We start from the raw sequence: 26,449 nt of genomic DNA on the forward strand, positions 1-26,449 counted from the left end.
AAGGACCGACCCGCATGACCTCCCGCGCCGACGTCAATCATAATTTCACCGACGCGGAGCTCGACGAACTCAAGGCGTTCGGGACGGTTGAGTCGCACAAGGCGGGCGACGTGCTGGTCGAGGAGGGCGCGATGGCGCCCGATTGCATCATCACCCTGTCGGGTCACACGGATATCTTTGCCTCGACCGACGAGGGGCGCAAACGCGTCGGGTGGATGGAGCACGGGCAGTTCGCGGGCGACCTGTCGGTCTTGACCGGACAGCGCCATTTGTCGCGTGTCGAGATGGGGGCGGATGGCGAGATCATCCGCATTGCGCACGCCGATTTCCAGCGGCTGATCGCCGGAAATTCCCATTATTCGGACATTTTTGTCCGCGTGCTTTCGGCGCGGCGCGAGTTCAGCAAGCATCGCGGCTTTGCGGTCACCATCATCATCGGCGCGGCGATGGATCGCAGTGTCTATGCGATGCGCGACCTGCTGATGAAGCATGGCGTCGCGCATCGCTGGTTCGATCCCGCCGACGGTCCCGTCGCCGGGCATCTGCTCGCCGAGCGCGGGCTGACCGAGGATCAACTGCCGGTGGCGATTCTGGGCGCCGCCGAAGTGCTGATCCAGCCGACGCCCGAACAGTTGGCGCAGGCACTGGGGCTCGACCTGCTCCCCGACGGGTCGACCGCGGACGTGCTCGTCGTCGGCAGCGGGCCAGGCGGGCTCGCCGCGGCGGTCTATGCCGCATCCGAAGGGCTGACCGTGATCGCCATCGACGCGCTTGCGCCGGGCGGACAGGCGGGGACGTCCTCGAAGATCGAAAATTATCTCGGCTTTCCGACCGGCATTTCGGGGAACGAGCTCGCACGCCGCGCGACGGTGCAGGCGCAGAAGTTCGGCGCGCGGCTGGTGTCGCCGGTGCGTGCGGCATCGATCGGACGCGACGGCGATGCTTATTGCCTGCATCTCGCCGACGGGCGCAAGCTGCGTAGCCGCGCGGTCGTGGTGTCGAGCGGGGCGCAATATCAGCGCCTGCCGATCGAGGGGATCGAGAATTACGAAGGCCGCGGCATCTATTATGGCGCGACGCCGATGGAGGCGCAGCTGTGCAGCAACGCCGAGGTGACGGTCGTCGGATCGGGCAATTCGGCGGGGCAGGGGGCGATCTATCTCGCGGGCGTCGCGAAGAAGGTCTATGTCATTTTCCGGCGCAAGAGCCTGCGCGAGACGATGTCCGAATATCTGGTCAAGCGACTAGAGGAACATCCGAATATCGAGATCATCGGATCGACCGATGTCGTGGCACTGCGCGGCGAGGGGCAACTCGACGGGCTGACCTATCGCTGCCGTGAGACCGGCGCGGAGGATCTTTGCGACTGCAAATTCCTGTTCCTCTTCCTCGGCGCGAACCCGAACACAGGCTGGTTGCCGAAGGAAATGGTCTGCGACGAAAAGGGCTTCGTGAAGACCGGCACCGATATCGCTCCGCTCGAACTGGTACGCGCAGGCTGGTCGCTCGACCGGATGCCGAGCCGCTTCGAGACGAGTTGGCCGCGCATTTATGCGGTAGGCGACGTGCGCAAGGGATCGGTGAAGCGCGTTGCGTCGTCGGTCGGCGAAGGATCGGTCGTGGTAAGCGATATCCACCAGGCGCTTGCGGAGGTGATTGCCGACGTCAGCTCAGGCGCGTCTTGAAATCCTCGTAACCGAACTCGCGGACCAGCTTGAGGTCGTCACTCTCGCTGTCCCAGAGCCAGATCGATGGCAGCGGCACGCCGTTGAAGGTGTTGGTCTTCACCATCGAATAATGCGCCTGATCGAGGAAGGCGAAGCGCTGGCCGATATGCGCGTCGCCGGGCAGACGATAGTCGCCGATGACGTCGCCGGCGAGGCAGGACGGGCCGCCAAGGCGTGTCGGCATTCCATCCGGTCTCTCCCCCAGCATCGCGGGGCGATAGGGGGCTTCGATCACGTCGGGCATGTGGCAGGTCGCGCTGATGTCGGTAATGCCGACCGGCATACCGTTATCGAACAGGTCGAGCACTTCGCCGACGAGGATGCCCGCGTCGAGTGCGACCGCTTCGCCGGGTTCGATCATCACGTCGCAATTCGTCGCGGCGCGAACCTGCTTCAGGAATGCAATCAGCTCGTCCGTCTGGTAGTCGGCGCGGGTAACATGGTGGCCGCCGCCGAAATTGATCCATTTGAGCTGGCCGAAGAAGGGGCGCAGCATTGGCTGCACCGCCGCCCAGGTGCGCTGAAGCGGCGGGAAATCCTGTTCGCAGAGGCTGTGCATATGGATGCCGTCGACGCCCGCCATATGCTCCGGGAGCAATTGGGTGACCGGGAAGCCGAGGCGGCTGCACGGCGCGGCCGGGTCGTATTTCGCGACCTCTCCCTCGCTGTGCATCGGGTTGATGCGCAGGCCGATGTCGAAGCGCTCGCCTTTCGCGCGCAGCTCGTCGAGCAGCGGACGAAAGCGCGCGATCTGGCCGGGCGAATTGAAGATCAGATGATCCGACAGGCGGGCGATTTCGGGGAGGTCGGCTTCCTTGTAGCCGGCGCAATAGGTCGCGACCTCCCCGCCATATGCTTCGCGTCCCAGTTTGGCCTCGTAGAGCCCTGACGCACAGACGCCGTCGAGATAGTCGGTGACGGTCGATCCCAGCGACCACATCGAAAAGGCCTTGAGCGCCGCGAGTACGCGCGCGCCCGACTGGTCGCCGATATGACGCAGCACGGTAAGGTTCGCGCGCACTTTCGCAGCATCGACCACAAAAGCGGGCGAGGGGACGCGGGTCAGGTCGAAATGGGCAAAGGCCCCGGGATCGCCGGCTCTGGTTTCCATGGCGCGCCTCTAGAGTGTTTCGCGGGATGATGAAAGCGGATCGGATCCGCGGAGCGCAAGGTGAGGGCGCGACGGGCCGCTTTCAAGACACCGGGGTTTTCACGTTGCCCGCCGCGGTCTGCACCGAATAGCTGAAAGGTGTGTCCTCCCATCCGGTTTTGGCGCCGCCATGCACGCCATCGCGGCGGATCACCGCGATGCCGCCCCCGATGCTGTAGCCTGCATCCTCGATCCGCTTGATCGCCGCTTCGGCGGCGGCCTGGGGCGCCATTCCGCCGCGCATCAGTTCGACGGCGTGATAGGTAGGCAGGAAGCGCATCATGACATCGCCATTGCCGGTCGCGACCGCGCCGCCGACCGCCTGATCGACATAGGCGCCGGCTCCCGCGATCGGCGAGTCGCCAACGCGGCCAGGAATCTTGAACTCGCGTCCGTTGGTCGAACAACCGACACAGAGATTGCCAGCGGCGTCGAGCGCGATGCTGCCGACGGTGTCATGGCCGACGAGTTGGTCTCCCTTGCGGATCGGTTCGGGATCGAAGGCGTCCGTCTTTTCGCCCTTCGCGGCCCATTTGTCCCACGCCTGCTGCGACACGACGCTGGTCAGCGAGGTTTCGGTGAAGCCCATGCGCGCGGCGAAGCGGGTCGCATCGTCGCCGACGATCAGGCTGTGCTGGGTTTCCTCCATCACCTTGCGCGCGACCGAGATCGCCTTTTTGACACGCTTGAGGCAGCCGACCGCACCAAGGTCGTGGGTCGGCCCCCACATGATCATCGCGTCGAGCGTCGTTTCACCGACCTCGTTGGGGACGCCGCCCGCGCCGACCCAATAGTCGCCGAGCAGTTCGACATGGTTGATCGCCGCCTCGACCGCGTCGATTGCCGATGCGCCGCCTGCGAGCATCGGCCAGCCGACGGCGTTGGCGCCGGGACCGAAATCCCATGTCGTCAGGATGAACGGCTTGCCGGTTGGAATGGCCTTGGGCGCGGCGGGTTTCGCCGCGGCGCCTGTAATCCCGAGCGCGGCCAGCCCCGCTGCTGCCGCGCCGAAAAACCGTCTGGAAATCGCTTTGTCCGTCATCGCCCGTCCTCCCGCTCGCGGCGAGGCTAGCGGGCGGGGCGTCAGGCTGCAATCGGCGCCTTGAAGATGAAGAAGGCGCCGCCGCAGATCAGCGCGAAGCCGATCAGATGGTTCACCGTCAGCCGCTCGCCGAGCCAGAAGGTCGCGAAGCCGGCAAAGACAATCAGGGTAATGACTTCCTGAATCGTCTTGAGCTCTGCGGTCGTATAGACCGCGTGACCGACGCGGTTCGCCGGGACGGCAAGACAATATTCGAAAAAGGCGATGCCCCACGCGACCAGGACCGCCAGCCATACCGGCCGCGACAGGTCGCCAAGATGCCCGTACCAGGCAAAGGTCATGAAGATGTTCGAGACGAACAGCAGCCCGATGGGCAGGATATAGGCCGTCATGGAATTCCCTTGCAGACGCGGGCGCCGACACTGGCCGGCCCCCGCAGCAGCAATCAGAAATCGAGCGGCGCGTCCAGTTCCTTCACCTGCCAGGGAAGGCCGTGCTTGTTCAGCATGTCCATGAAGGGATCGGGGTCCATCTGCTCCATGTTGAACACGCCCTGGCCTGACCATGTGCCGGTTACCATCATCGCGGCACCAATCATCGCGGGGACGCCGGTCGTGTAGCTGACGGCCTGATTGCCGGTTTCGGCATAGGCGTCTTCATGATCGCAGATATTGTAGAGGTAGAGCGTTTTTTCCTTTCCATCCTTGCCGAGGCCGGTTGCGATCACGCCGATATTGGTCTTGCCCTTGGTCGTCTCGCCAAGGCTCGAAGGTTCGGGAAGGACGGCCTTCAGGAACTGCAGCGGGATGATTTCCTTGCCTTCGTAGATCACCGGATCGATCCGCGTCATGCCGACATTCTGGAGGACGGTCAGGTGCTGGATATAAGCATCGCCGAAGGTCATCCAGAAGCGGATGCGCCTGATCTCGGGCAGGTGGGTTTTCAGGCTTTCGATCTCCTCATGATACATGAGGTACATATTCTTGGGTCCCACAGCTTCGAAGTCGAAGGTCTGCTTGACCGACATCGGCGGGGTTTCGACCCAGTCGCCATTTTCCCAGTGACGCGCGACCGCGGTCACTTCGCGAATATTGATCTCGGGGTTGAAGTTGGTCGCGAAATGCTGACCATGATCGCCGCCGTTGCAGTCGAGAATGTCGAGCGTGTCGATGCGGTCGAAATGATGCTTCTTGAGCCAGGTCGTGAACACGCTGGTGACGCCGGGGTCGAAGCCCGAACCGAGCAGCGCCATCAGCCCCGCATCCTTAAAGCGGTCGTGGTAGGCCCATTGCCAGTGATATTCGAACTTCGCCTCGTCGCGCGGTTCATAGTTGGCGGTGTCGAGATAATGCGCGCCGGTGGACAGGCATGCCTCCATGATCGTCAGATCCTGATAAGGCAGCGCCAGGTTGACGACATGCGTCGCGCCGACTTCGCGGATCAGCGCCGCGGTCGCATCGATATGGTCGGCGTCGACCTCGGCGGTCTTGATCGTGACGCCGGTGCGCGTCTTCACCGACTCGGCGATCGCGTCGCACTTGAACTTGCGGCGGCTGGCGAGCGTGATGTCGGGAAAGATGTCGGGGTTCATCGCCATCTTGTGCACCGCGACCGAACCGACGCCGCCTGCGCCGATCACCAGAACCTTGCTCATGTGAAAAATCTCCTGCGCCTAGCTATGCGGCTTGTGTTGTATGCCGCGGCCTATAGGACGAAGCGATGACACAGCAAAGCCCCGAAGCCCTGATCGATCCGAACCGCGCACCGACACTCGCAGGGGTCGAACGCGCGGCGGCGAAAGTCGCTGCCTTGCTGCCGCAAACCCCGCTGCTGCCGCTCGAAGTCGACGGCCAAACCGTGTGGTGCAAGGCCGAATGCCTGCAGCCGATCGGCTCGTTCAAGATTCGCGGGGGGTGGCACCGGATGAGCGATCTCACGCCTGAGGAGGCGGCCGCCGGCGTTGTCGGCGTATCGAGCGGCAACCACGCCCAAGGTGTTGCCTGGGCGGCCAAGCGGCTGGGGATCCGGGCAACGATCGTCATGCCGAGCAATGCTCCCGCTATGAAACTTGCAGCGACGCGCAGACTCGGGGCCGAGGTCGTTCTGTATGACCGCGTGACCGAATCGCGCGATGTCGTCGCCGCCAAGTTGCTCCGCGAGCGCGGTGGAACGCTCGTCCATGCCTATGGCGATCCGTGGATCATCGAGGGGCAGGGTAGCGTGGGGATCGAAGCGAAAGCACAGATGCAGGCGCGCGGGATTGACGGACCCGACAAGGTGATCGCCTGCTGCGGCGGCGGCGGGCTGTCGGCGGGTTTGGCGCTGGCGCTGCCCGATGCCGAGATTGTGGCGGTCGAGCCCGAGGGCTGGGACGACGTCACACGCAGCCTCGCCGCGGGAGAAATCCTGTCGGTCGAAGACCTTGCCTATCCGACCGAATGCGACGCTCTCCAGACGCCCCAGACCTGGCCGATCAACTTTGCGGTGCTTCAGGCGCGTGGCGTGAAGGGCGTGGTCGTGACGCGACGCGAGGTTCGCGACGCCGTGCGCCTCGCCTTCGAAAAACTGCATCTCGTCGTCGAGCCCGGTGGCGCCGCCGCGCTGGCGGCCGTGGTGGCGGGCAAGGTCGCGGTGACCGGTGCGACGCTGGTCACGCTGTCGGGCGGCAATGTCGATCCGCTGAAATTCGCGGAGATTATTACCGAATAGGAAACTTGTCGCGGCGCAAGCGTTGGGATGGAGAAGGAGACGTATGATGCAGAAGAGCATGATCCTGACGAGCGCGATGGCGCTGGTCCTGTTGACGGGATGCGAGAAGGCCGAAGCGCCGGCGCCGACCGATACCCCGACGACGACCGAGGAAGTGCCGGTCGAGACCGTTCCGGCCGAGGGAGCCGAGGCGACCGATCCCGCAACTGCTCCCCACCGCTTTGCCGACTGGGCCGGGAAATGGACCGGCGTCGAGGGGATGTACGCGACGATCACTCCCACCGACCCCGGCAAGTACAAGCTGGAAATGCAGTCGGACCTCGACACCAAGGGCACTTACGACGGCGAGGACAGCGAGCATGGCATCAAGTTCAAGCGCGGCAGCGAAGAGCTGTCTCTCCGCCGTGGTAGCGGTGACGAAACCGGCCTCAAATATCTCGCCGGCAAGAAGGAGTGCCTGATCGTCAAGGAGGGTGAGGGCTACTGCCGCGACTGATCTTCGAAACGGCGACAGGGCTTTTTTGACACTGTCGCCGTTTTGTCATCGAAACGACGCGGGAATCGCAACAAACGCTGCCATGCGCGGCCCCGGATCCACCTCTCTCCGGGAGACCATGACCTATGGCCAGCCAGCCCAATCGCAAGATCGCCGCCGCCGTCGTTCGCGAAGATGCCGAACAGAAGCAGCGCCTGCTCGACCGCGCTTTTGCGCTCGCTTTCAAGGGGCTGGTCTATGCGCAGATCTGGGAAGATCCGGTCGTCGACATGGAGGCGCTGGCGATCGAGCCCGGCAACCGGATCGCGACGATCGCGAGCGGCGGTTGCAATGCGCTGTCCTATCTGACCGCCGACCCGGCGGAGATCGTGGCGGTCGACCTCAACACCGCGCATGTCGCGCTCAACAATCTGAAGCGCGTCGCGGCGCAGCGGCTGCCCGATTATGAGAGCTTCCGCCGCTTCTTCGCCGAAGCCGACAGCGTGGCCAATATCGCCGACTACCGCACCTTCATCCGCCCGCATCTCGACGAGACGAGCCGCCGCTATTGGGAAGGCCGCGATCTCGTCGGACGCCGCCGGATCAACGGTTTCGCCAGCGGCCTCTACAAGCGCGGACTACTCGGCAATTTCATCGGGCTCGCGCATCTGATAGCGCGGATGCACCGCATCGATCTGAAGCAATTTCTGGACGCGAAGACGATCGAGGAGCAGCGCGCGATCTTCGACGAGAAATTCGCGCCCTTCTTCGACCGCAAGCTGATCCGCTGGATCACCGACCAGCGCTCGTCGCTCTTCGGGCTCGGCATCCCGCCAGCCCAATATGACGCACTCGCCGACGGCAAGCCGATGGCCGATGTGCTGCGCGGTCGGCTCGAGAAGCTCGCCTGCGATTTCCCGCTCAAGGAGAATTATTTCGCCTGGCAGGCGTTCGGGCGCGGCTATGGCAAGGGGAAGGCCGCGCCGCTGCCGCCTTATCTGCAGGCTGGTCATTATGCCGCGGTGCGCGCGCGCGCCGAGCGGGTGACGATGCTGCACGCGAACATGACCGACATGCTCGCCGCGAACGATGCTGCGAGCTTCGATCGCTATATCTTCCTCGACGCGCAGGACTGGATGAGCGACGCGCAACTCGCCGCCCTCTGGACCGAAGTCACGCGCACGGCGCGTCCGGGTGCGCGGGTTCTCTTTCGCACCGCCGCCGAGCCGACGCTGCTGCCCGGCCGTCTCCCCGACGATCTGCTGCGCCGCTGGGACTATCGCGAGGACGCGTCGCTCGATTACACGCGCCGCGATCGCTCGGCGATTTACGGCGGGGTTCATCTCTATGTGTTGAAAGACGCCTGAGCGTGGCGGCGCATGGCGAGTTGATGGACAGCGTCTATCGCACGCAGCGGCATATCTATGACCTGACCCGCAAATATTATCTGCTCGGCCGCGACGGGTTGATCGCCGATCTCGCGCCGCCGCGGGGTGGGAGCGTGCTCGAAATCGGATGCGGCACCGGGCGCAACCTGATCGCGGTGGGCAAGGCGTGGCCCGAGGCGCAGCTGTTCGGGATCGATATTTCGGAAGCGATGCTGGAGACCGCGCGTGCGTCGGTGACCAAAGCCGGCGTCACCGCGACGCTGTCGCAGGGCGACGCGTGTGATTTCGACGCGCAGGCGCTGTTCGGCCGCGCGACCTTCGACCGCGTGTTCATCAGCTATGCGCTGTCGATGATCCCCGACTGGAAGGCGGCGCTGGTGCAGGCAGCAAGCTGCGTCGCGCCGGGCGGGCGGCTCGAGGTCGTCGACTTCGGCCAGCAGGACCGGTTGCCGGGGCTCTGGCGGCGCGCGCTGTTCGGCTGGCTGGCCCGGTTCCATGTCGCGCCGCGCGCCGAAATCGGCCGCGTCATTGCGGCGCTGGCGAAGGAAACGGGCAGCGCCGGGCATTGCCGCAGCCTCTATCGCGGCTATGCGATCCGCGGCGGTCTCGCGCGCGGCTGATTTGCTGCTATCGTCCCCGAAAAGGAGGGGCGAATGGGCGAGACGATCGGACAGGCGGAGCGGGTGCAGCTCCCTGCGGTGATGGAGACGCTGGCGCAGGCATTCCAGACCGACCCGGCGCTGTCGTGGATATTGCCCGACCCCGATCACCGCGCGCGGGCGCTACGAAGCCTGTTTCATGTGCTCGTGCCTGCCGATTTCCGTGCGGGCGTGGCGCTGCGGTCGGACGGCGACGAGGCCGCCGCTCTCTGGCGCGCGCCCGGACAGGCTCACAGCGGCACACTCGAATTCCTGCGCAGCGTCCTTCCGCTGACCGCGACCTTCGGCACAGCTTTGCCGCGCGGGCTGAAAGTGCAGGGCAGCATCGACGCGCACCGGCCCAAGGGGCGCTTCTGGTATCTCCACTATGTCGGCGTCCGGCCCGACCATCAGGGCAAAGGCCATGGCGGGCGGATCATCCGCGCGCAGACGGCGGTGGCCGATGCCGAAGGGGTGCCGTGCTGGCTGGAGACCGCAACGCCGGAGAATGTGCCGCTATACGAACGACTGGGTTTCGTTACGCAGATCGAATGGGATGTTCCCGGCGGCGGTCCCCATTTCTGGGGTATGATGCGGCCCGTTTCAAATCCATGAGATGGCGAAGAGGATAAGGCCAACGACGCCGACGATGATCAGCCCTATAAAGCAGCCAATGCGTTCGCGGCGCTTTTTCAGATCGGGGATGCTGGCCGAGTCAGCGACGATACCGAGCGCTTCCAGCAGATCGAACGGCATCGGCCTCAGTCGTCGAAGCCGACGAAGCGGACGGCTTCTTCGACGCTCTTGCGGTTCGATACGACCGCGTTGGCCGGGAAGTTCTCGTCGGGCCAGCCCATCGCGACGCAAATCATGATCACCTGGTCGTCGGGGATGCGCGCATGTTCGCGCACGACGGGGCTTTGCATGATGCCCTGGCTGTTGATCACGCAGCCGATCCCGCGCGACCAGGCGGCGTTGACCAGCGCATTGGTGACGGCGCCGCAATCGAAGGGCGCGATGTCGCTGCCGAGCAGGACGCGGTCATAGGTCACGACGATGCTGACCGGCGCGTCGAACTGGCGAAAGCCGCGCAGCACCCAGTCCTGCCGCCCATCCCTGTCGTCGCGCGCGATGCCCATCGCGCCGAACAATTGCTTGGCAACCTCGATCTGGCGCGCGCGGTGCATGTCCGCTCCGCCGTCGAACCGGCGAAATTCCCGGCTGTCGGGCTTGCCAGCCAGGATACCCTCGGTATTGCCGCGCCGGATCGCATCGAGCGGCGCGCCCGTTACGACCGAGAAATTCCAGCACTGATTGTTGTACGAGGAGGGCGCGCGCATCGCGACTTCGAGTATCTCGGCGACCAGCTGTTTCGGGACGGGCTTGTCGAGGAAGCCGCGGATCGAACGGCGGCCCCGGACGACCGCGTCATAACCGGGGGCGCTCGTCACGCGGCCTTGCGCAGCTCGAGACGATCCCAGATTTCGACAAGTGCGTCGGTCAGTTCGCGCATCATCGCCTCGTCATGCGCCGGGCCGGGCGTAAAGCGCAAGCGTTCGGTACCCCGCGGCACGGTCGGGAAATTGATCGGCTGCACATAGACGCCATATTCGGCGAGCAATATGTCGCTGATCTTCTTCGCGCGCACCGGGTCGCCGACCATCAGCGGCACGATGTGCGTCGTCGAATCCATCACCGGCAGGCCCGCGTCGCGGAAGCATTGCTTGAGATAGGCTGCGGCTGCCTGCTGCGCGTCGCGCTCGACGCTCGACGCCTTGAGGTGACGGACGCTGGCGAGCACGCCGGCAACGAGCACCGGCGACAGGCTGGTGGTGAAGATGAAGCCCGGCGCGTAAGAGCGGATGACGTCGACGATATTCTTTTCGGCGGCGATATAGCCACCCATCACGCCGAATGCCTTGCCCAGCGTACCTTCGATGATCGTCACGCGGTGCGCAGCCTCGTCGCGGTCGGTGATGCCGCCGCCGCGCGGGCCGTACATGCCGACGGCATGGACTTCGTCGCAATAGGTGAGCGCATTATATTTCTCGGCGAGGTCGCAGATTGCGTGGATCGGCGCGACATCGCCGTCCATCGAATAGACGCTCTCGAACGCGATCAGCTTGGCCGCCTCTGGATCGTCGGCGGCGAGCAGTTCCTCGAGATGATCGAGGTCGTTGTGACGCCATACGCGCTTTTCGCAGCCCGAGTTGCGGATTCCCGCGATCATCGAGGCGTGGTTGAGCTCGTCCGAATAGATGATGCAGTTCGGCAGCAGCTTGCCGAGCGTGCCGAGCGTCGCCTCGTTCGAGATATAGCCCGAAGTGAAGAGCAGCGCGCCGTCCTTGCCGTGCAGATCGGCAAGCTCATGCTCGAGGTCGATGTGGTAGTGCGTGTTGCCGCCGATGTTGCGCGTGCCGCCCGATCCGGCGCCGACGTCGTGCAGCGCCTCTTCCATCGCCTCGATGACCTTGGGATGCTGCCCCATTGCGAGATAGTCGTTCGAGCACCAGACGGTGATCGGCTTCGGCCCGTTGTGGCCCGCGAAGCAACGCGCGTTCGGGAACGCGCCCTTGTTGCGAAGAATATCGATGAAGACGCGGTAGCGTCCTTCTTCGTGCAGCCGGTCGATCGCGCGTGCGAAAATATCGTTATAGTTCACGTCTCAGCCCCGCAGTCAGGTGCCAGTTCGGCTTTCGGCGCCGCTCCCTCCGGCGACGGTTTTCGGCGCCGCAATAACCGCGAAACGCCGCGAAATCCAGTGCGAACGATTCGCAGCAGCTGGGTCAAATTGTCTCGATCGACCCGATGCCATAGGGCGCGAGCGCCGCGAGTGGCGGAGGTGGACGATCGCCGCTGCGCGTGAACACCGCGATGCCGGGAGCGGGCTCGGCAGGCCACTTCTGGCCGTCGGTCAGATAGGCGACGCGCCGGGCGATCCCTGCCGCGCCGTCGATCAGGCGAACACCGGGGCCGGCAACCGCCTGCAGTTCTTCGGCGAGCAGCGGGAAGTGGGTACAAGCGAGGACGATGACGTCCATCGCATCGCCGCCGGGCTGGTCGCGCAATCCTGCGATCGCGCGCTCGATGGCTGCCGGGTCATAGGCTTTGCCGTTGAGCTTTGCTTCAGCCGCGGTAACCAGCCCGGGGCTGCCGTGGCGCAGCACCGTCTTGTCGCTCGCGAATTTGGCGCTGAGATTGTCAACATAGGGCTGGCGCACCGTCGCCTCGGTGCCGAGGACGCCTATCACGCCGGTTTCGGTCAGCTCGGCAGCGGGTTTGATTGCGGGGACCGTCCCTACGATCGGCAGATCGAGTGCCGCGCGAACGTGCGGCAGCGCAATCGTCGACGCAGTGTTGCACGCGATCACCGCGAGCCGCGGCTGGTAGCGTTCGACAAGGCGGCCGAGCAGCGCCGGAACGCGCGCGGCCAGTTCCTCGTTCGTCTTCTTGCCATAGGGCAGGCCCGCATAGTCGGCGGCATAGACGAACGGTGCGGTCGGAAGCAGCGCGCGCGTCGGGCCGAGCACGGATAGCCCGCCGAGACCGCTGTCGAAGAAGAGGAGGGGGGAGTCCGGGTCGGGGGAATGATCCATATCGGACGCGGCGATACGCCAAACGCCCGCCGCACGGCAAGCTTGGCGTTGACCCACGGCCCCAGGTGCCGCCAAAAGGCGCTCGCAGCCGGAGGCGAGTCCGGCAAGCTGGGGAGCGCCGCGTGACGATCATCGCCTTGGCCGTGATGGGCTATTTGCTGGGGTCGATCCCCTTCGGGATCATCCTGACGCGGCTGTTCGGCGCGGGCGACCTGCGCCAGATCGGGTCGGGCAATATCGGCGCGACCAATGTGCTGCGGACGGGGCGCAAGGAATTGGCGGCGGCAACGCTGATCCTCGACGGCGCAAAGGGCGCGGTCGCGGTGTTCCTGGCGCGCCATTTCGTACCCGAGTTGGGGCAGGACGGTGCGATGATCGCGGGCGCCGCAGCGATGATCGGCCATTGTTATCCGGTGTGGCTCAAATTTCGCGGCGGTAAAGGGGTAGCGACGCTGCTTGGCCTGTCGCTCGCGCTCGCGTGGCCGATCGGCGTTGTGTTTGCAGTCGTCTGGCTTGCGGCGGCGTTGCTTTCACGCATATCCTCGCTGGGCGGCATGGTTGGGGCAGTATCGGCGCCGGTCGCTGCGCTGGCGCTCGGCTATCCGGTCTATGCGACCGGGCTCGCGGGACTGGCGGTCATTGTGCTGTGGCGACACCGCGAAAATATCGTGCGGCTGCGCGCCGGGACCGAGCCGCGCATCGGCGCAAAGAAGGACACAGCCGCGTGACGCCTGCCGAACGGATGGCACGGCTGCGCCTGATCCGCACGCCGCATGTCGGTCCTGTGAGCTGGCACCATTTGATGGAGCGCTTCGGTTCGGGCGAGGCGGCGCTCGAGGCGTTGCCGGACCTTGTGCTTCGGGGCGGCGCAGGGAAACCGCGCATCGCCTCCGCCGAACTCGCAGAGCGCGAAATCGAGCGCGTCGCCAAATTGGGCGCGCGGCACGTGTTCAGCGACGACGCTGACTATTCGGCGCTGCTGCGCGAGGCCGAGGGCGCACCGCCCGTCATCATCGTGCGCGGCGACATGGCCATGCTCCAGCAGCCGTGTGTCGCGATCGTCGGCGCGCGCAACGCTTCGGCCGTCGCGTGCCGCTTTGCGCGGCAGATGGCGGCCGATCTTGCCGCGCGCGGGGTGACCGTGGTCAGCGGGCTGGCGCGAGGGGTCGATACCGCTGCGCATGTCGGCGCGCTGGGCGGATCGACCGCGGCGGTGATCGCGAGCGGGATCGACATCGCTTTTCCGCCCGAAAATACCGCGCTGCAGGAAAAGATCGCGAGTGACCAATTGCTGATCGCCGAGCAGCCGCCGGGCACCGAACCATTGGCGCGGCACTTCCCCGCGCGCAACCGCATCATCGCAGGCCTTGCGCACGGAACACTGGTGATCGAGGCGGCGCCCCGTTCGGGTTCGTTGATCACGGCGCGGCGCGCGGGCGATTTCGGACGCGAGGTCATGGCCGTGCCGGGGTCGCCGCTCGACCCGCGCGCGCAAGGGTGCAACCAATTGATCCGCGAGGGCGCAACGCTGGTGCAGACCGTCGACGATGTGCTCGAAGCGCTGGGTCCGATCGACGATCGCATGGCGCGCGAACCGCGGCGCGCGTCGTTCGAGATGGCGCAGGTGGTCGAGACGGGGGACGGGGATCGCGATGCCGTCGCCGGACTTCTCGGCCCGACGCCGGTCGCGGTGGACGAGATCGTGCGGCAATCGGGGCGACCGGCCGCCGCGGTGCAGCTCGTGCTGCTCGAGCTCGAACTGGCGGGCCGCGTCGCGCGCCACGCCGGCGCACGGGTTTCGTTGATGTGATCGGCTGCACAGCGGCCTAACGTCCTCTATTCTAACAACTCATCGCGGTTCAGCCACGGTTCAGCGGCCGACCGACAGGTTGATGATATTGTATCTCATGCCGGGGAGTTGGATGATGCGAAGCCGATTACTGACGGGTGTCACGATGTTTGCGGTGCTGGCTTCGGGGCCTGCTCCGCTGCCTCTGGCGATCGCCAATGCCCGAACCATCGATCCGCAGCAGGGCTTCTGCCGCAATGCCGGCCCGCTACCGCGTCTCGACCCCGAAGTGAGGCCGCAACCGCAGCAGAATGACGGGCCGTATAAAACGCGCGGCGGTCGCGACCGCGCCGACGATATGGCCGAAGCGCTGCCGATGCCTGAAGCACCGCCGCCTCCGCCGCCCCCGCCACCTCCGCCGCCGCCGTTGATGGCGCCGCCATCGCCGATGGCCGACGGTGCGGCGCGCGAGATGGTCGTGACCGGCAGTGCGGCCGGGTCGGCGTCGGCGCCGGTCAGTGCCACGCCGCCCGTTGAAGGCATCAGCGCGGGATCCGCCGCCGACTTCGGGGCACGGAGCGACGTTTCGAGAATGCCCCCGCGCCCCTATCCGCAGCCGCAGTCGGGTATATTGACCGCCGGCGAGCATGACGACCTGCTGAATCCCGAACTCTATGCCGCTTATGTAAACCGCAGCAATCTGGGGCAGGAGATCCGGACGATGCCGCGGGTCGATACGACGCGGGTCGTGACGGTGAAGGTCAACGACCGCAGCGGCCACCCGATTCCCTTCGCCGATGTCGTCGTCACCTGCAGCGACGGCAACCGCATCACGATGGCGACGCAGGCCGACGGCAGCGCGGTCTTTTTCCCCGGCCTCGACCGGCTGAGCGAACGGGTCACCGTTTCGGCGCGGAAAGCCGGACGGACGATTGCCGACGCGCGTGCCGTGCTGGTGAGTAACGCGCCGGGTGGCCAGACGGTGGGACTGACCGCGAGTCAGGCGGCAACGAAGGCGACGAAGCTCGACCTGATGCTCGTCGTCGACACGACCGGCAGCATGGGCGACGAGATCCGCTACCTCCAGTCCGAAATGCGCTCGATCATCTCATCGATTACCGCAAAGCACCGTGATCTCGATATCCGGATCGGCTTTGTCTTTTACCGCGACCTCGGCGACGATTACGTCACGCGCACCATCGCCTTTACCCGCGACGTCGGCGCGGCGCAGGGTTCGCTCGCGCAGCAATATGCGACCGGTGGCGGCGACTATCCGGAGGCGATGGACCAGGCGCTGATCCGTGCGGTCGGGCAGGACTGGCGCCCCGATGCGGTGAAATCGCTGCTGCTCGTCGCCGATGCGCCGCCGCACGACGAACTCTTCGGACGAACGTGGCAAGCCGCCGAGGTGGCACGCGCCAAGCGTATCCACATCACCCCGGTCGCGGCGTCGGGCGTCGCCGACAAGGCCGAATATGCGATGCGGGCGATGGCAGCAGCAACCCAGTCGCGCTACCTGTTCCTGACCGACGACAGCGGCGTCGGCAATCCGCACGCGCCGCCGGCGATCGACTGCTATCTCGTCACGCGCCTCGATGCGCTCGTCCGCCGCGTCGTCGACAGCCAGATCAGCGGTCGCCGCATCGAACCCGAGGATCAGGAGGTCATTCGCAGCGTCGGCAAATACGACGCAGGCAAATGCATCCTGCCGGCCGACTTCAAATGGCAGAACCAGTAGGTAGCGAAAACGCCCCCGATATTGCTTGACGGTATCGCCGCTTCCTCGTCATTGCTCGCGCCGGAATGGCGGGGGAATTTGACATGCCGTTTGATGCCAGCCTGCTGGTGCCGACTCTGCAACGAACAAGGAGTTTGGTTGAGAGAATTCCACATGCGGCATTAATCTGCTGGCTCGGGGTCACCGTTCTGGGTGCTGCGGCTGACGTCGCCGCACGCGCGATGGGTGGCAACGCTGCCGTCATCTGGTTAATGCACGGGTTCGGACTGACCTTCGCCGAAATCTGGATAACGCGCGAGGCTTTGCGAGCTGAGGGATGTCGTCCGGTGTTGACCTTCGCAGGCATCTTCACTCTCTATCTCCTGAGCCTGATTGTCGGACTGGGCATCTTCTTCGGCCTGCTTCTCTTTATACTGCCTGGCCTCTATTTCGCGGCAAGATGGTATCTGGCAGGCGCGATCCTGGTACAGGAAGGCGGCGGTACCGGTGCGGCGATCTGGCGTTCCTGGGACTTGCTTCAGCGTCATTGGCTTACCGCTTTCGTCCTCGGCCTTTTTTTGGGCGGAGCTGCGCTTTCGCCGCTGCTCGTCGATGCCAATGAAATGCCGGGCACGGGACAGGCTTTTGCGTTGCTGCTCGGATTCAATGTGATATCGGCTGGCGGGATCGTTGGTGGATATATTGCATCGGTAGCGCTCTACTTGAACATCGAACGGCCAGCCTCGACCTTACAGGAAATTTTCGGTTGACGATCCCGCCAGCCGCGCCACCCTCGCGCGTACGTACGTAAGAGTTTCCGGGGAACGAGTTTTTCATGCAGTTGGTAATTGTTGAATCGCCCGCCAAGGCGAAGACGATTGAGAAATATCTCGGTCGCGATTTCAAGGTTCTGGCAAGCTATGGCCATGTCCGCGACCTGCCGCCCAAAGACGGCTCGGTTGATCCGGACGACAGCTTCGCGATGCAGTGGCAGATGTATCCCGACAAGGCGAAGCGGATGAAGGACATCCAGGACGCCGCGAAGAGCGCCGACCGTCTGATCCTCGCGACCGACCCCGATCGCGAGGGCGAGGCGATCAGCTGGCATGTGCAGGAACTGCTGCGCCAGAAAAAGGCGCTGCCGCAGGCGGTCGACCGCGTGACCTTCAACGCGATCACCAAGCAGGCGGTGACCGATGCGATGGCGCATCCGCGCGAACTCGATACCGACCTGATCGACGCGTATCGCGCGCGCCGCGCCCTCGACTATCTCGTCGGCTTTACCCTGTCGCCGGTGCTGTGGCGCAAGCTTCCCGGTGCAAAATCGGCGGGCCGCGTCCAGTCGGTCACGCTGCGCATGATCGTCGAGCGCGAGCGCGAGATCGAGGCCTTTGTTGCGCAGCAATATTGGTCGGTCACGGGCCTGTTCGAAATGGCGGGCACGCCGTTCAAGGCGCGCCTGTCACGCTGGCGCGGCGACAAGATCGAGCGGCTTTCGATCGGAACCGAGGCTGATGCGCGCGCCGCCGAAGCCGATGTGAAGGCCGGGCATTTCACCGTCGACACGGTCGAGACCAAGCCGCTCGCCCGCAACCCGCCCCCGCCGTTCACGACGTCGACCCTGCAGCAGGAGGCGGCGCGCAAGCTCGGCTTTTCTGCAAGCCACACCATGCGCGTCGCGCAGGATCTCTATGAGGACGGCGCGATCACCTACATGCGTACCGACGGCGTCCAGATGGACGGCAGCGCGATCAGCGCCGCGCGCAAGGCGATCGCCGATCGCTATGACGGCGGCTATGTTCCCGACCAGCCGCGGCAATATCAGACCAAGGCGAAGAACGCGCAGGAAGCGCACGAGGCGATCCGTCCCACCGATTTCTCGAAGGACAAGGTCGGCGGCGGCGATCACGCGCGCCTCTACGAACTGATCTGGAAGCGCGCGCTTGCGAGCCAGATGGCGTCGGCGCGGCTCGAACGCACCAGCGTCGATCTCTCCGACGGCACGGGGAAGACCGTGCTGCGCGCGACGGGGCAGGTGGTGAAGTTCCCTGGCTTCCTTGCGCTATACGACGAGGGCCGCGACGATGCGGAAGATGAAGATGCGCGCCTGCTTCCCGCGATGGGGAAGGGCGACGCGCCCGCGAAGACCGGCGTCGAGGTCGAAAGCCACGAGACCCAGCCGCCGCCGCGCTATTCGGAAGCGAGCCTCGTCAAGAAGATGGAAGAGCTCGGCATCGGGCGCCCGTCGACCTATGCCGCGATCCTGCAGGTCTTGAAGGACCGCGCCTATGTGCGCGTCGAGAAGAACCGCTTCATTCCCGAGGAGAGCGGGCGATTGCTGACGGCGTTCCTCGAGCGTTTCTTCAATCGCTATGTTGAATATGATTTCACCGCGGGGCTCGAGGAAGAGCTCGACGACGTGTCGGGTGGCCGCGCGCAGTGGCAGGCGGTGCTCGAGCGTTTCTGGCGCGATTTCAAGCCGCGTACCGGCGAGGTGATGGAGCAGAAACCGTCGGAAATCACCGCGGCGCTCGACGAATTCCTCGGGCCGTACCTGTTCCCCGACAAGGGCGACGGCAGCGACCCGCGCCTCTGCCCCAATTGCGGCACAGGGCGGCTCGCGCTGCGCGGCGGCAAGTTCGGGCCGTTCATCGCGTGCAGCAACTATCCCGACTGCAAGTTCACGCGGAAATTTGCGCAGCCGGGCGGTTCCGATGCTGGCGACAGTGGCCCCGAGGTGATGGGAACCGACCCCGAAAGCGGGTTGGAAGTGTCGAAGCGCAGCGGCCGTTTCGGTCCTTACATCCAGCTCGGTGACGGCAAGGAAGCCAAGCGTTCGTCGATCCCGAAAGACATCCCCACGGAAGACTTCGACCTCGACTATGCTCTGCGCCTGCTCAGCTTGCCGCGTGACGTCGGCACGCACCCCGAAAGCGGCAAGCCGATCGTCGCGGGGCTGGGGCGCTATGGCCCCTATCTGCTCCACGACGGCAAATATGCGAAGCTGACGGGCACCGCCGAAATCTTCGATATCGGCATGAACGCCGCGGTGGCGCGCATAGCCGACGCGGCGAATGGCGGCGGACGCGGCGCGCGGGCCAAAGCCGAGCCGCTGAAGACCTTCGGGCCGCATCCGACGAGCGGCGGCGAGATGAAGCTGATGGCGGGGCGTTTCGGTCCCTATGTGACCGACGGCACGACCAATGCGACGCTGCCCAAGACGGTCGAGCCCGATGCGCTCACCGCCGAAGAGGCCGTCGCGCTGATTGATGCGCGCGCGGCAAAGGGACCGGCCAAGGGAAAGAAAAAGGCTCCCGCGAAGAAAGCGGCCGCCAAGAAAGCTCCGGCCAAGAAGAAAGCCGCCAAGGAATAAGTCCGAAGGGCGGCATTTTCGTTGCCGCTTCGACGTGTTAGCATCGGCGCATCGGGAGGTACTTCAATGCGCCGCTTGCTTGCTGCCTTATCCGCTTTTCTTGCCCTGTTCGCGCTGCCCGCCGCCGCGCAGCAACCCGGCGCCCTGATCTCTGCCGAGCCGATGGCCGCCACGCCGCCGGGCGTGCAGGCATGGAAAATCCTGTACTGGACGAGCAACGGCAACGGCCAGCGATTTCAGGTGACGGGTATCGTCGCGGCGCCGATGGAGGCAATCCCGCCGCGTCCGCGCCGGGTGATCGCCTGGACGCACGGCGCATGGGGCGTCGCGGAGAAATGCGCTCCGTCGCTGAGTCCGAATTTCTTCGAATACAGCGCCGGGATGGACGCCGTCCGATCGGGCTATGTCGTCGTCGCCCCCGATTATATCGGCCTCGCGAGCCCGACGATGCATCCATTTCTGGTCGGTCCCGACACCGCGAATGCGGTGCTCGACGCCGTGCGCGCGGCGCGGGCGATCCCGGGCGCCGCAGCGGGCGGCAGCTTCGCGGTGTGGGGCGAGTCGCAGGGCGGTCATGCGGCGCTGTGGACGGCAACATCGGCGCGCAGCTACGCGCCCGATCTGACTCTCGTCGGCACCGCCGCCGCGGCGCCGCCGACCGACCTGGCCGCCAATTTGCGCGACGGGAGCGACAAGAATGCGCGCGCGTTGCTGCTATCCTTTGCGCTGCACAGCTGGTCGACGCTCTATGGCTTCCCGCAGGACAGCATCGCCAATCGCACCAACCAGGGCATCGTCCGCCGGTTGGCCGAAAATAATTGCGTCGCCTTCAACAAGAAGCCGAAGCTCGGCACGATCCTCGGTATCCTCACCATCGCGCGGGCGACGCGAACGAAGGATATCGCAAAGATCGAGCCCTTCGGCTCCTTCGCGCGTGCCAACAGCGTCGATGCCGCGCGCGTGCCGGGCCCGCTGTTGATCGCGCAGAGCAGCAAGGACACGATCGTCGCGCCCGCCGTCACGCGCAAGTTCGCGAAGGCGGTCTGCAGGCGCGGAACGCCGACACGCTGGATCGACATGGCGGTCGATCATGGTTCCAGCGCGAAGGACAGCGCGCAGGAAACGATCGGCTGGATCACCGCACGCTTCGACGGCATCGCCCCGCCGAACGACTGCCGGCGGATTTAATCGACCCAGTCGAGCCCCATGTCGCGATAGACGCTGCGGTCCTCGTCCCAGTTTTCCTTGACCTTGACGTGCAGGAACAGGTGGACCTTGCGGCCCATCAATTCGGTCAGTTCGGCGCGGGCGCGGGCGCCGATTTCCTTGATGCGGGCGCCGCCCTTGCCGAGCACGATCGCGCGCTGGTTGTCGCGCGCGACGAAGATCTGCTGGTGGATCTCGGCGCTGCCGTCGGGGCGCGTCTTGAACAGCTCGGTCTCGACCGTCGACTGATAGGGTAACTCCTCGTGGAGCTGGCGGTAGAGCTGCTCGCGCGTGATTTCGGCGGCGAGCATGCGTTCGGGGGCGTCGCTCACTTCATCCTCGGGAAAGTGCCACGGCCCCTCGGGCATCAGCCCCGCGAGATTGGCCTTGAGCTCGGCGACCCCGTCGCCGCTGCTCGCCGAGATGAAATAGGTCTCGTCGAACGCGACCTTCGCATTGAGCTCGGTCGCGATCGTCAGCAGCTTATCCTTCTTGGTCAGATCGACCTTATTGAGGATCAGATATTTCTTCTCGGGCCGGTTCGCGATGCCCTCGAGGACGCGCTCGACGCGGCCCGTCAGCTTGGCTGCGGCATCGACCATCATGAGGATCGCTTCGGCCTCCTCGAGGCTGCTCCACGCGGCCGCAACCATCGCGCGGTCGAGTCGGCGCGTCGGCGCGAAGATGCCGGGGGTATCGATCAGCACGATCTGCGCATCGCCCTCCATCGCGACGCCCATCAGGCGCGTGCGCGTCGTCTGCGCCTTCGGACTCACGATCGCGACCTTCTGGCCGACGAGCGCGTTGACGAGGGTCGATTTGCCGGCGTTCGGCGCACCGACGACGGCGACGAAGCCGCAGCGCTGGGTCATTTTGCTTCTTCCTGTATCAATCGCTCGAGCAGCGCCGCCGCTGCGGCCTTTTCGGCTGCCTGTTTCGACGCGCCTTCGCCTTCGGCCTCTGCAAGCTTGCCCACCGCAACCGCGACCAGGAACCGCGGAGCATGGTCGGGGCCGTCGCGGCGGACGAGACGATATTCGGGCGGCCGACGTTTGCGCGCGAGCGCCCATTCCTGCAGCGCCGCTTTGGGATGCTTGGGCGCCGCAACCTGGCCGTCGATCATCTCGCCCCATTTCGCGACGATGAAAGACCGCGCGGCGTCGTCGCCAAGATCGAGCCAAAGCGCGCCGATCAACGCCTCGAGCACATCGGCGGCGATGTTGTCGCTATGCCGCCCGCCGTCGCCGATCGCCTGGCTGCCGAAAAGGACATGCGCGTTTAGGTCCAGCCCTTGCGCGATCCGCGCGCAGGTTTCGCCCGACGCGAGCGCGTGAAGCCGCGACGAAAGCTCGCCCTCGGCAGCCTTTGGAAAACGGCGGAACAATTCGGACGCGATGACGAGGCCAAGCACGCGGTCGCCGAGAAACTCGAGCCGCTGATAGTCGCCCGCGCCGCTGCTGCCGTGGGTCAGCGCCTCTTGATAGAGGCTCAGGTTGCGGGGGCTGGCGCCGGTAAGGGCAGCGATCGTCTCCGCGGAAACGCGGTCGCTCAAAAGCCTTCCCCGATACGGCTCCAGCGCGCGGCGGTGAACCAGCTGATCGGGTTGATCCAGCTTGCCGACCCGTCGGTCGAGAACATGCCGACGAGCGCGTGGCCAACGAGATTCTCTTCGGGAACAAAGCCAATGCCGCCATTTTCCTGCGCCTCGAAGCGGCTGTCGGCGCTGCGGTCGCGGTTGTCGCCCATCAGGAACAGGTGTCCAGCGGGCACCGTCACGAGTTCGGTATTGTCCTCGGGGATCGTGGTGATGTCGAGGATCGCATAGCTCTTGCCGCTGGGAAGCGTCTCGCGGAACTGCCGGTACCGGCACTGGCGCTGGCCATTCGCACCGATCTCTTCGAACTGCGGGGCGTAGCAGGGCAGGGAGCCCGTGGTGCGCGAGGCGTCGAGCATGTTCTGCGTCACCGGGATCACGAAATCGGCCATCGGCTCGCGCTTCAGCGGCTTGCCGTTCAACCAGACGATGCCTTCCTTCACCTGCACCGTATCGCCGGGCAGGCCGATCACGCGCTTGATATAGTCATTGTCGTTGACCGGCGGCGCCTTGAATACGACGACATCGCCGCGCTCGGGCGTGCGCGCGAAGACGCGGCCCGGAATCAGCGGCACGCTGAACGGCAGGCTGTATTTCGAATAGCCATAGGCCATCTTGTTCACGAGCAGATAGTCGCCGATCAGGAGGCGCGGCTGCATCGATTCCGAGGGAATGTTGAACGGCGACAGGAAAAAGCTTCGGAAAATTAGTACCGCGATCGCCAGCAGCGCGAGAAAACGGACGGTATCGACCGCCTCTTCTCTGGCCGATACCGGCGCCGGTTCGGGCGTCGCGGGGCCGGGCTGGGCGGCGGGCGAATTGTCGGCGGTCAGGCTGGCGTCGGTCATCGCCCGGCATTGGCGACGAATAGGTCTGCGCGTCAAGCAAATATCGGCGGATCGCGCTGGCGCGGCGGCTGCCGCTGGCGTAGAGGCGTGGCCCGATATTGAAGGAGCTGCGACATGACGACCGCCGATCAGGCCTGGCAGGCGCTTGCCGACTGGCAGCCGCAGAAGCTGACCGATCTTGTGTCGGCCGATCCCGAGGCGCGGTTGCAGGCGCTGGTTCGTACGGTCGCCGATATCCGCTTCGACTTCGCCAAAACCCATCTAGACGATACGGCGATCGGCATTTTGGGTGGCCTCGCCGCCGCGCAGGACTTTGCCGGGCGCCGCAAGACGTTGTTTTCGGGCGGCATTGCCAATCCCACCGAAAATCGCGCCGCCGAGCATAGCGCCGAACGCGGCGAGGGGAGCCCCGAGTCCGTCCATGTCGCGCAGGCGCTGCATCAGCGGATGCGGATGATGGTCGATGCGATCGAAGCGGGCGCGTTCGGAGAAATCCGGCACTTGCTCCACATCGGCATCGGCGGCTCGGCGCTTGGCCCCGACCTGCTCGTCGATGCATTGGGACGGCATAGCGAGCGTCATGATGTCGCGGTCGTTTCGAATGTCGATGGCGCCGCGCTGGCGGAGGCCTTCGCGAAATTCGATCCGGCCTACACGCTCGTCGCGGTCGCATCGAAAACCTTCACGACGACCGAGACGTTGCTCAACGCGTCGTCGGCACTGCAATGGCTGGAAGAGGGCGGCGTCGACGATCCGCTCGGCCGCTTCATCGCGCTGACCGCGATGCCCGAGCGCGCGATGGAATGGGGGATCGACGAAACGCGCATCCTGCCGTTCAGCGAGACGGTCGGCGGGCGTTATTCGCTGTGGTCGTCGATCGGTTTTCCCGCCGCGCTCGCGCTCGGCTGGGATGCGTTCGCCGACCTGCTCGAAGGCGCGGCCGAAATGGACCGGCATTTCCGCCTTGCGGAGGGCGCCGACAATATCTGCCTGCTCGCGGCATTCGCCGACCAGATCTATGCCAACCGCCTCGGCTGCCAGACGCGTGCGGTATTCGCTTATGATGAACGCCTGCGGCTGCTTCCCGACTATCTCCAGCAGCTTGAAATGGAGTCGAACGGCAAGTCGGTGACCCTTGAGGGCAAGCCGCTCGTGCAGCAAAGTGCGCCGATTACCTGGGGCGGCGTCGGCACCGATGCGCAGCACGCTGTATTCCAGCTGCTCCATCAGGGCAACCACCTCATTCCGGTCGAGTTCGTCGTCGCGCGCGAGCCCGATCATCTGCTCGACGATGCGCATCACGAAACGCTCGTCGCGAATTGTATCGCGCAGGGGGCGGCGCTGATGGCGGGCCGCGCGAGCGCGGACGGCGCGCGCGCCTATCCCGGCAACCGCCCGTCGACGACGATCCTGCTCGACCAGCTGACACCGCGCAGCCTCGGCGCGCTCATCGCCTTCTACGAGCATCGCGTCTTCGCCAACGCGGTCCTGCTCGGGATCAACCCGTTCGACCAGTTCGGGGTCGAGCTGGGGAAGGAGATGGCGAAGGGGCTCGCCGAAGGCACGATCGAATTCGATTCCGCGACGCAGGCGCTGATGCAGGCGGCGCTCGGCGCCTGAGGTCCCCTCGCTGTCTCTGACCGCAAAATTCGATTGGCAAGCCGCCGGCGCGTAACCACATTGACGTCGGCGGCGAATGTCTGCCTGACCATTTCAGGGGTAATTCATGAGCGACTTCGACTATGATCTCTTCGTCATCGGCGCCGGTTCGGGCGGCGTGCGCGCGTCGCGTGTGGCGGCCTCGCACGGCGCGCGGGTTGCAGTGGCGGAGGAGCATCGGGTCGGCGGCACCTGCGTGATCCGCGGTTGCGTGCCGAAGAAGCTGCTCGTTTACGGGGCCCATTTCGCCGAAGATATCCACGACGCGCGCAAGTTCGGCTGGGACGTTCCCGAGTGCCGCTTCGACTGGAACGTGCTTCGCGACAATGTGCTTGCCGAGGTCGACCGGCTCGAAGGCCTCTATGGCCAGACGCTTGATAACCACAAGGTCACCGTCTTCAAAACACGCGCGACGATTGTCGGGCCGCAGAAGGTCCGGCTCGCCGACGGCACCGAGCTGACCGCCGAGCGTATCCTGATCGCGACCGGCGGCTGGCCGCACGTTCCCGAGTTTCCGGGCAGCGAGCACGCGATCACCTCGAACGAGGTCTTTCATCTGGAGAGGCTGCCGAAGCGGATCATGATCGCGGGCGGCGGCTATATCGCGAACGAGTTCGCCGGCATCTTCAACGAATTCGGCAGCCAGGTGACGATCGTCAACCGCGGCGACACGATCCTGCGCGGCTATGACGAACAGATCCGCGACCGGCTGCTCCAGATTTCGATGACCAAGGGCATCCACTTCAAATTCAACGTGCCCTTCCAGTCGATCGAGAAGAATGACGACGGTACGCTGACCGTCCATCTGGAAAATTGCGATCCCTTCATCGTCGATGCGGTGCTGATGGCGACCGGCCGCGTGCCGAACACCAAGGGTATCGGCCTGGAAGAGGTTGGCGTCGAACTCGACGAACAGGGCGCGATCAAGGTCGACGAGACGAACCAGTCGTCGGTGCCGAGCATCTATGCGGTCGGCGACGTGACGAACCGCATTCAACTCACCCCCGTCGCGATCCGCGAAGGTCAGGCGTTCGCCGACAGCGTGTATGGCGGCAAACCGACGGTCGTCGACTATCAGAATGTCCCGAGCGCGGTGTTCAGCCATCCTCCGATCGGCGCGGTCGGGCTGACCGAGGCGCAGGCGCGCAATCAGCTCGGCACGGTGCGCATCTACACCAGCGATTTCCGCGCGATGAAGAATGTCCTCGCGGGCCGCAACGAGCGCGCGCTGTACAAGATGGTGGTCAATGCAGCGACCGATCAGGTCGTCGGGCTCCACATGATCGGCCCCGACGCGCCGGAGATTTTGCAAGCGGCCGCAATCGCGGTGAAGGCGGGACTGACCAAGGCCGATTTCGATCAAACGGTCGCATTGCATCCAAGCATGGCCGAGGAACTGGTGCTGCTGAAATAGCCCCACTCATCGTCACCCCGGCGAAGGCCGGGGTCTCGACATTGTATCATCACGCACCGGTGAGATCCCGGCCTTCGCCGGGATGACGATGAAACGGAAAAGATTTCTAATCGCAACCGACATG

At 65.1% G+C, this 26,449-nt stretch carries 25 protein-coding genes; 14 read left to right on the forward strand and 11 right to left on the reverse strand.

All coding sequences use genetic code 11. The annotated features are described in order from the left end of the window. Positions 1 to 14: 14 nt before the first annotated feature. The gene (locus tag QOL68_RS06375; protein ID WP_282947921.1) at positions 15 to 1,685 is read left to right on the forward strand and encodes an FAD-dependent oxidoreductase; all 1,671 of its coding nucleotides are present in this window, start codon (positions 15 to 17) and stop codon (positions 1,683 to 1,685) included. Here QOL68_RS06375 and QOL68_RS06380 read toward each other — a convergent pair. The 4 genes from QOL68_RS06380 to QOL68_RS06395 form a co-directional block, all read right to left on the reverse strand. After that, on the reverse strand, positions 1,666 to 2,838 hold the full coding sequence (locus tag QOL68_RS06380; RefSeq protein ID WP_058456423.1) for a carboxynorspermidine decarboxylase: 1,173 nt from the start codon (positions 2,836 to 2,838) through the stop codon (positions 1,666 to 1,668). The genes QOL68_RS06375 and QOL68_RS06380 overlap by 20 nt on opposite strands. A gap of 82 nt (positions 2,839 to 2,920) precedes the next feature. Further along, on the reverse strand, positions 2,921 to 3,919 hold the full coding sequence (locus tag QOL68_RS06385) for a glycosylasparaginase (protein WP_282947924.1): 999 nt from the start codon (positions 3,917 to 3,919) through the stop codon (positions 2,921 to 2,923). Between the two features lie 41 nt (positions 3,920 to 3,960). Continuing rightward, on the reverse strand, positions 3,961 to 4,311 hold the full coding sequence (locus QOL68_RS06390) for a DMT family protein (RefSeq protein WP_204992944.1): 351 nt from the start codon (positions 4,309 to 4,311) through the stop codon (positions 3,961 to 3,963). A 53-nt stretch (positions 4,312 to 4,364) separates the two neighbouring features. Then, complete coding sequence (locus QOL68_RS06395) at positions 4,365 to 5,573, reverse strand: saccharopine dehydrogenase family protein (protein WP_282947929.1); 1,209 nt, start codon at positions 5,571 to 5,573, stop codon at positions 4,365 to 4,367. A gap of 65 nt (positions 5,574 to 5,638) precedes the next feature. Here QOL68_RS06395 and QOL68_RS06400 point away from each other — a divergent pair, with 65 nt between their 5' ends. From QOL68_RS06400 to QOL68_RS06420, 5 genes are all read left to right on the forward strand, one after another. Further along, the gene (locus tag QOL68_RS06400) at positions 5,639 to 6,628 is read left to right on the forward strand and encodes a threonine ammonia-lyase (RefSeq protein ID WP_282947931.1); all 990 of its coding nucleotides are present in this window, start codon (positions 5,639 to 5,641) and stop codon (positions 6,626 to 6,628) included. A gap of 46 nt (positions 6,629 to 6,674) precedes the next feature. Continuing rightward, entirely contained in the window at positions 6,675 to 7,124 is a 450-nt protein-coding gene (locus QOL68_RS06405; protein ID WP_282947933.1) for a hypothetical protein, read from the forward strand. 125 nt (positions 7,125 to 7,249) lie between these two features. Beyond that, positions 7,250 to 8,470: a BtaA family protein gene (locus tag QOL68_RS06410; RefSeq protein WP_282947935.1), complete on the forward strand. Its 1,221-nt coding sequence runs from the start codon at positions 7,250 to 7,252 to the stop codon at positions 8,468 to 8,470. Positions 8,471 to 8,472: 2 nt separating this feature from the next. Continuing rightward, a complete protein-coding gene (locus QOL68_RS06415; protein ID WP_282947937.1) occupies positions 8,473 to 9,111 on the forward strand; it encodes a class I SAM-dependent methyltransferase in 639 nt (212 codons plus the stop codon). 33 nt (positions 9,112 to 9,144) lie between these two features. Then, entirely contained in the window at positions 9,145 to 9,744 is a 600-nt protein-coding gene (locus QOL68_RS06420) for a GNAT family N-acetyltransferase (RefSeq protein WP_282947939.1), read from the forward strand. On the opposite strand, the gene QOL68_RS06425 is transcribed toward QOL68_RS06420, so the two are convergent. The 4 genes from QOL68_RS06425 to murI all read right to left on the reverse strand — a co-directional run bounded on the left by QOL68_RS06425 (position 9,733) and on the right by murI (position 12,725). Then, a complete protein-coding gene (locus tag QOL68_RS06425) occupies positions 9,733 to 9,885 on the reverse strand; it encodes a hypothetical protein (protein ID WP_282947941.1) in 153 nt (50 codons plus the stop codon). The genes QOL68_RS06420 and QOL68_RS06425 overlap by 12 nt on opposite strands. A gap of 5 nt (positions 9,886 to 9,890) precedes the next feature. Then, complete coding sequence (locus QOL68_RS06430; RefSeq protein WP_282947943.1) at positions 9,891 to 10,580, reverse strand: nitroreductase; 690 nt, start codon at positions 10,578 to 10,580, stop codon at positions 9,891 to 9,893. Next, on the reverse strand, positions 10,577 to 11,791 hold the full coding sequence (hemA, locus tag QOL68_RS06435; protein WP_282947945.1) for a 5-aminolevulinate synthase: 1,215 nt from the start codon (positions 11,789 to 11,791) through the stop codon (positions 10,577 to 10,579). Before hemA ends, QOL68_RS06430 begins: the two co-directional genes overlap by 4 nt. Before the next feature lie 124 nt (positions 11,792 to 11,915). Beyond that, positions 11,916 to 12,725, reverse strand: coding sequence for a glutamate racemase (murI, locus tag QOL68_RS06440; RefSeq protein ID WP_204992936.1), 810 nt, complete (start codon positions 12,723 to 12,725; stop codon positions 11,916 to 11,918). Positions 12,726 to 12,847: 122 nt separating this feature from the next. Between murI and plsY the strand changes: the two genes are divergently transcribed. From plsY to QOL68_RS06470, 6 genes are all read left to right on the forward strand, one after another. Then, entirely contained in the window at positions 12,848 to 13,453 is a 606-nt protein-coding gene (gene plsY / locus QOL68_RS06445; protein ID WP_204992935.1) for a glycerol-3-phosphate 1-O-acyltransferase PlsY, read from the forward strand. After that, complete coding sequence (gene dprA, locus QOL68_RS06450; protein WP_282947949.1) at positions 13,450 to 14,535, forward strand: DNA-processing protein DprA; 1,086 nt, start codon at positions 13,450 to 13,452, stop codon at positions 14,533 to 14,535. The genes plsY and dprA overlap by 4 nt, the downstream gene beginning before the upstream one ends. A 115-nt stretch (positions 14,536 to 14,650) precedes the next feature. Further along, entirely contained in the window at positions 14,651 to 16,252 is a 1,602-nt protein-coding gene (locus tag QOL68_RS06455) for a vWA domain-containing protein (RefSeq protein ID WP_282947950.1), read from the forward strand. Between the two features lie 83 nt (positions 16,253 to 16,335). Beyond that, complete coding sequence (locus QOL68_RS06460; protein ID WP_282947952.1) at positions 16,336 to 17,001, forward strand: hypothetical protein; 666 nt, start codon at positions 16,336 to 16,338, stop codon at positions 16,999 to 17,001. Between the two features lie 65 nt (positions 17,002 to 17,066). Then, a complete protein-coding gene (gene topA, locus QOL68_RS06465; RefSeq protein ID WP_282947954.1) occupies positions 17,067 to 19,604 on the forward strand; it encodes a type I DNA topoisomerase in 2,538 nt (845 codons plus the stop codon). Between the two features lie 66 nt (positions 19,605 to 19,670). Next, positions 19,671 to 20,792 (forward strand): lipase family protein, encoded by a 1,122-nt coding sequence (locus tag QOL68_RS06470; protein ID WP_282947956.1) that lies wholly within the window; start codon positions 19,671 to 19,673, stop codon positions 20,790 to 20,792. Here QOL68_RS06470 and era read toward each other — a convergent pair. Genes era through lepB form a run of 3 tightly spaced genes read right to left on the reverse strand, consistent with a single transcriptional unit; the run spans position 20,789 to position 23,252 of the window. Next, positions 20,789 to 21,682: a GTPase Era gene (gene era, locus QOL68_RS06475; protein WP_282947959.1), complete on the reverse strand. Its 894-nt coding sequence runs from the start codon at positions 21,680 to 21,682 to the stop codon at positions 20,789 to 20,791. The two genes, QOL68_RS06470 and era, sit on opposite strands and share 4 nt — an antisense overlap. Next, positions 21,679 to 22,362: a ribonuclease III gene (gene rnc, locus QOL68_RS06480; protein ID WP_282947961.1), complete on the reverse strand. Its 684-nt coding sequence runs from the start codon at positions 22,360 to 22,362 to the stop codon at positions 21,679 to 21,681. The genes era and rnc overlap by 4 nt, the downstream gene beginning before the upstream one ends. Continuing rightward, the gene (lepB, locus tag QOL68_RS06485; protein ID WP_204992927.1) at positions 22,359 to 23,252 is read right to left on the reverse strand and encodes a signal peptidase I; all 894 of its coding nucleotides are present in this window, start codon (positions 23,250 to 23,252) and stop codon (positions 22,359 to 22,361) included. Before lepB ends, rnc begins: the two co-directional genes overlap by 4 nt. A gap of 114 nt (positions 23,253 to 23,366) precedes the next feature. Between lepB and pgi the strand changes: the two genes are divergently transcribed. Both pgi and gor read left to right on the forward strand, forming a co-directional pair. Further along, entirely contained in the window at positions 23,367 to 24,872 is a 1,506-nt protein-coding gene (gene pgi, locus QOL68_RS06490) for a glucose-6-phosphate isomerase (RefSeq protein ID WP_282947965.1), read from the forward strand. Between the two features lie 106 nt (positions 24,873 to 24,978). Continuing rightward, positions 24,979 to 26,325 (forward strand): glutathione-disulfide reductase, encoded by a 1,347-nt coding sequence (gene gor, locus QOL68_RS06495; protein ID WP_282947967.1) that lies wholly within the window; start codon positions 24,979 to 24,981, stop codon positions 26,323 to 26,325. The last annotated feature ends 124 nt before the right edge of the window (positions 26,326 to 26,449 follow it).

The sequence above is a fragment of the Sphingopyxis sp. Geo25 genome, from assembly GCF_949769135.1.
GTDB lineage: Bacteria > Pseudomonadota > Alphaproteobacteria > Sphingomonadales > Sphingomonadaceae > Sphingopyxis.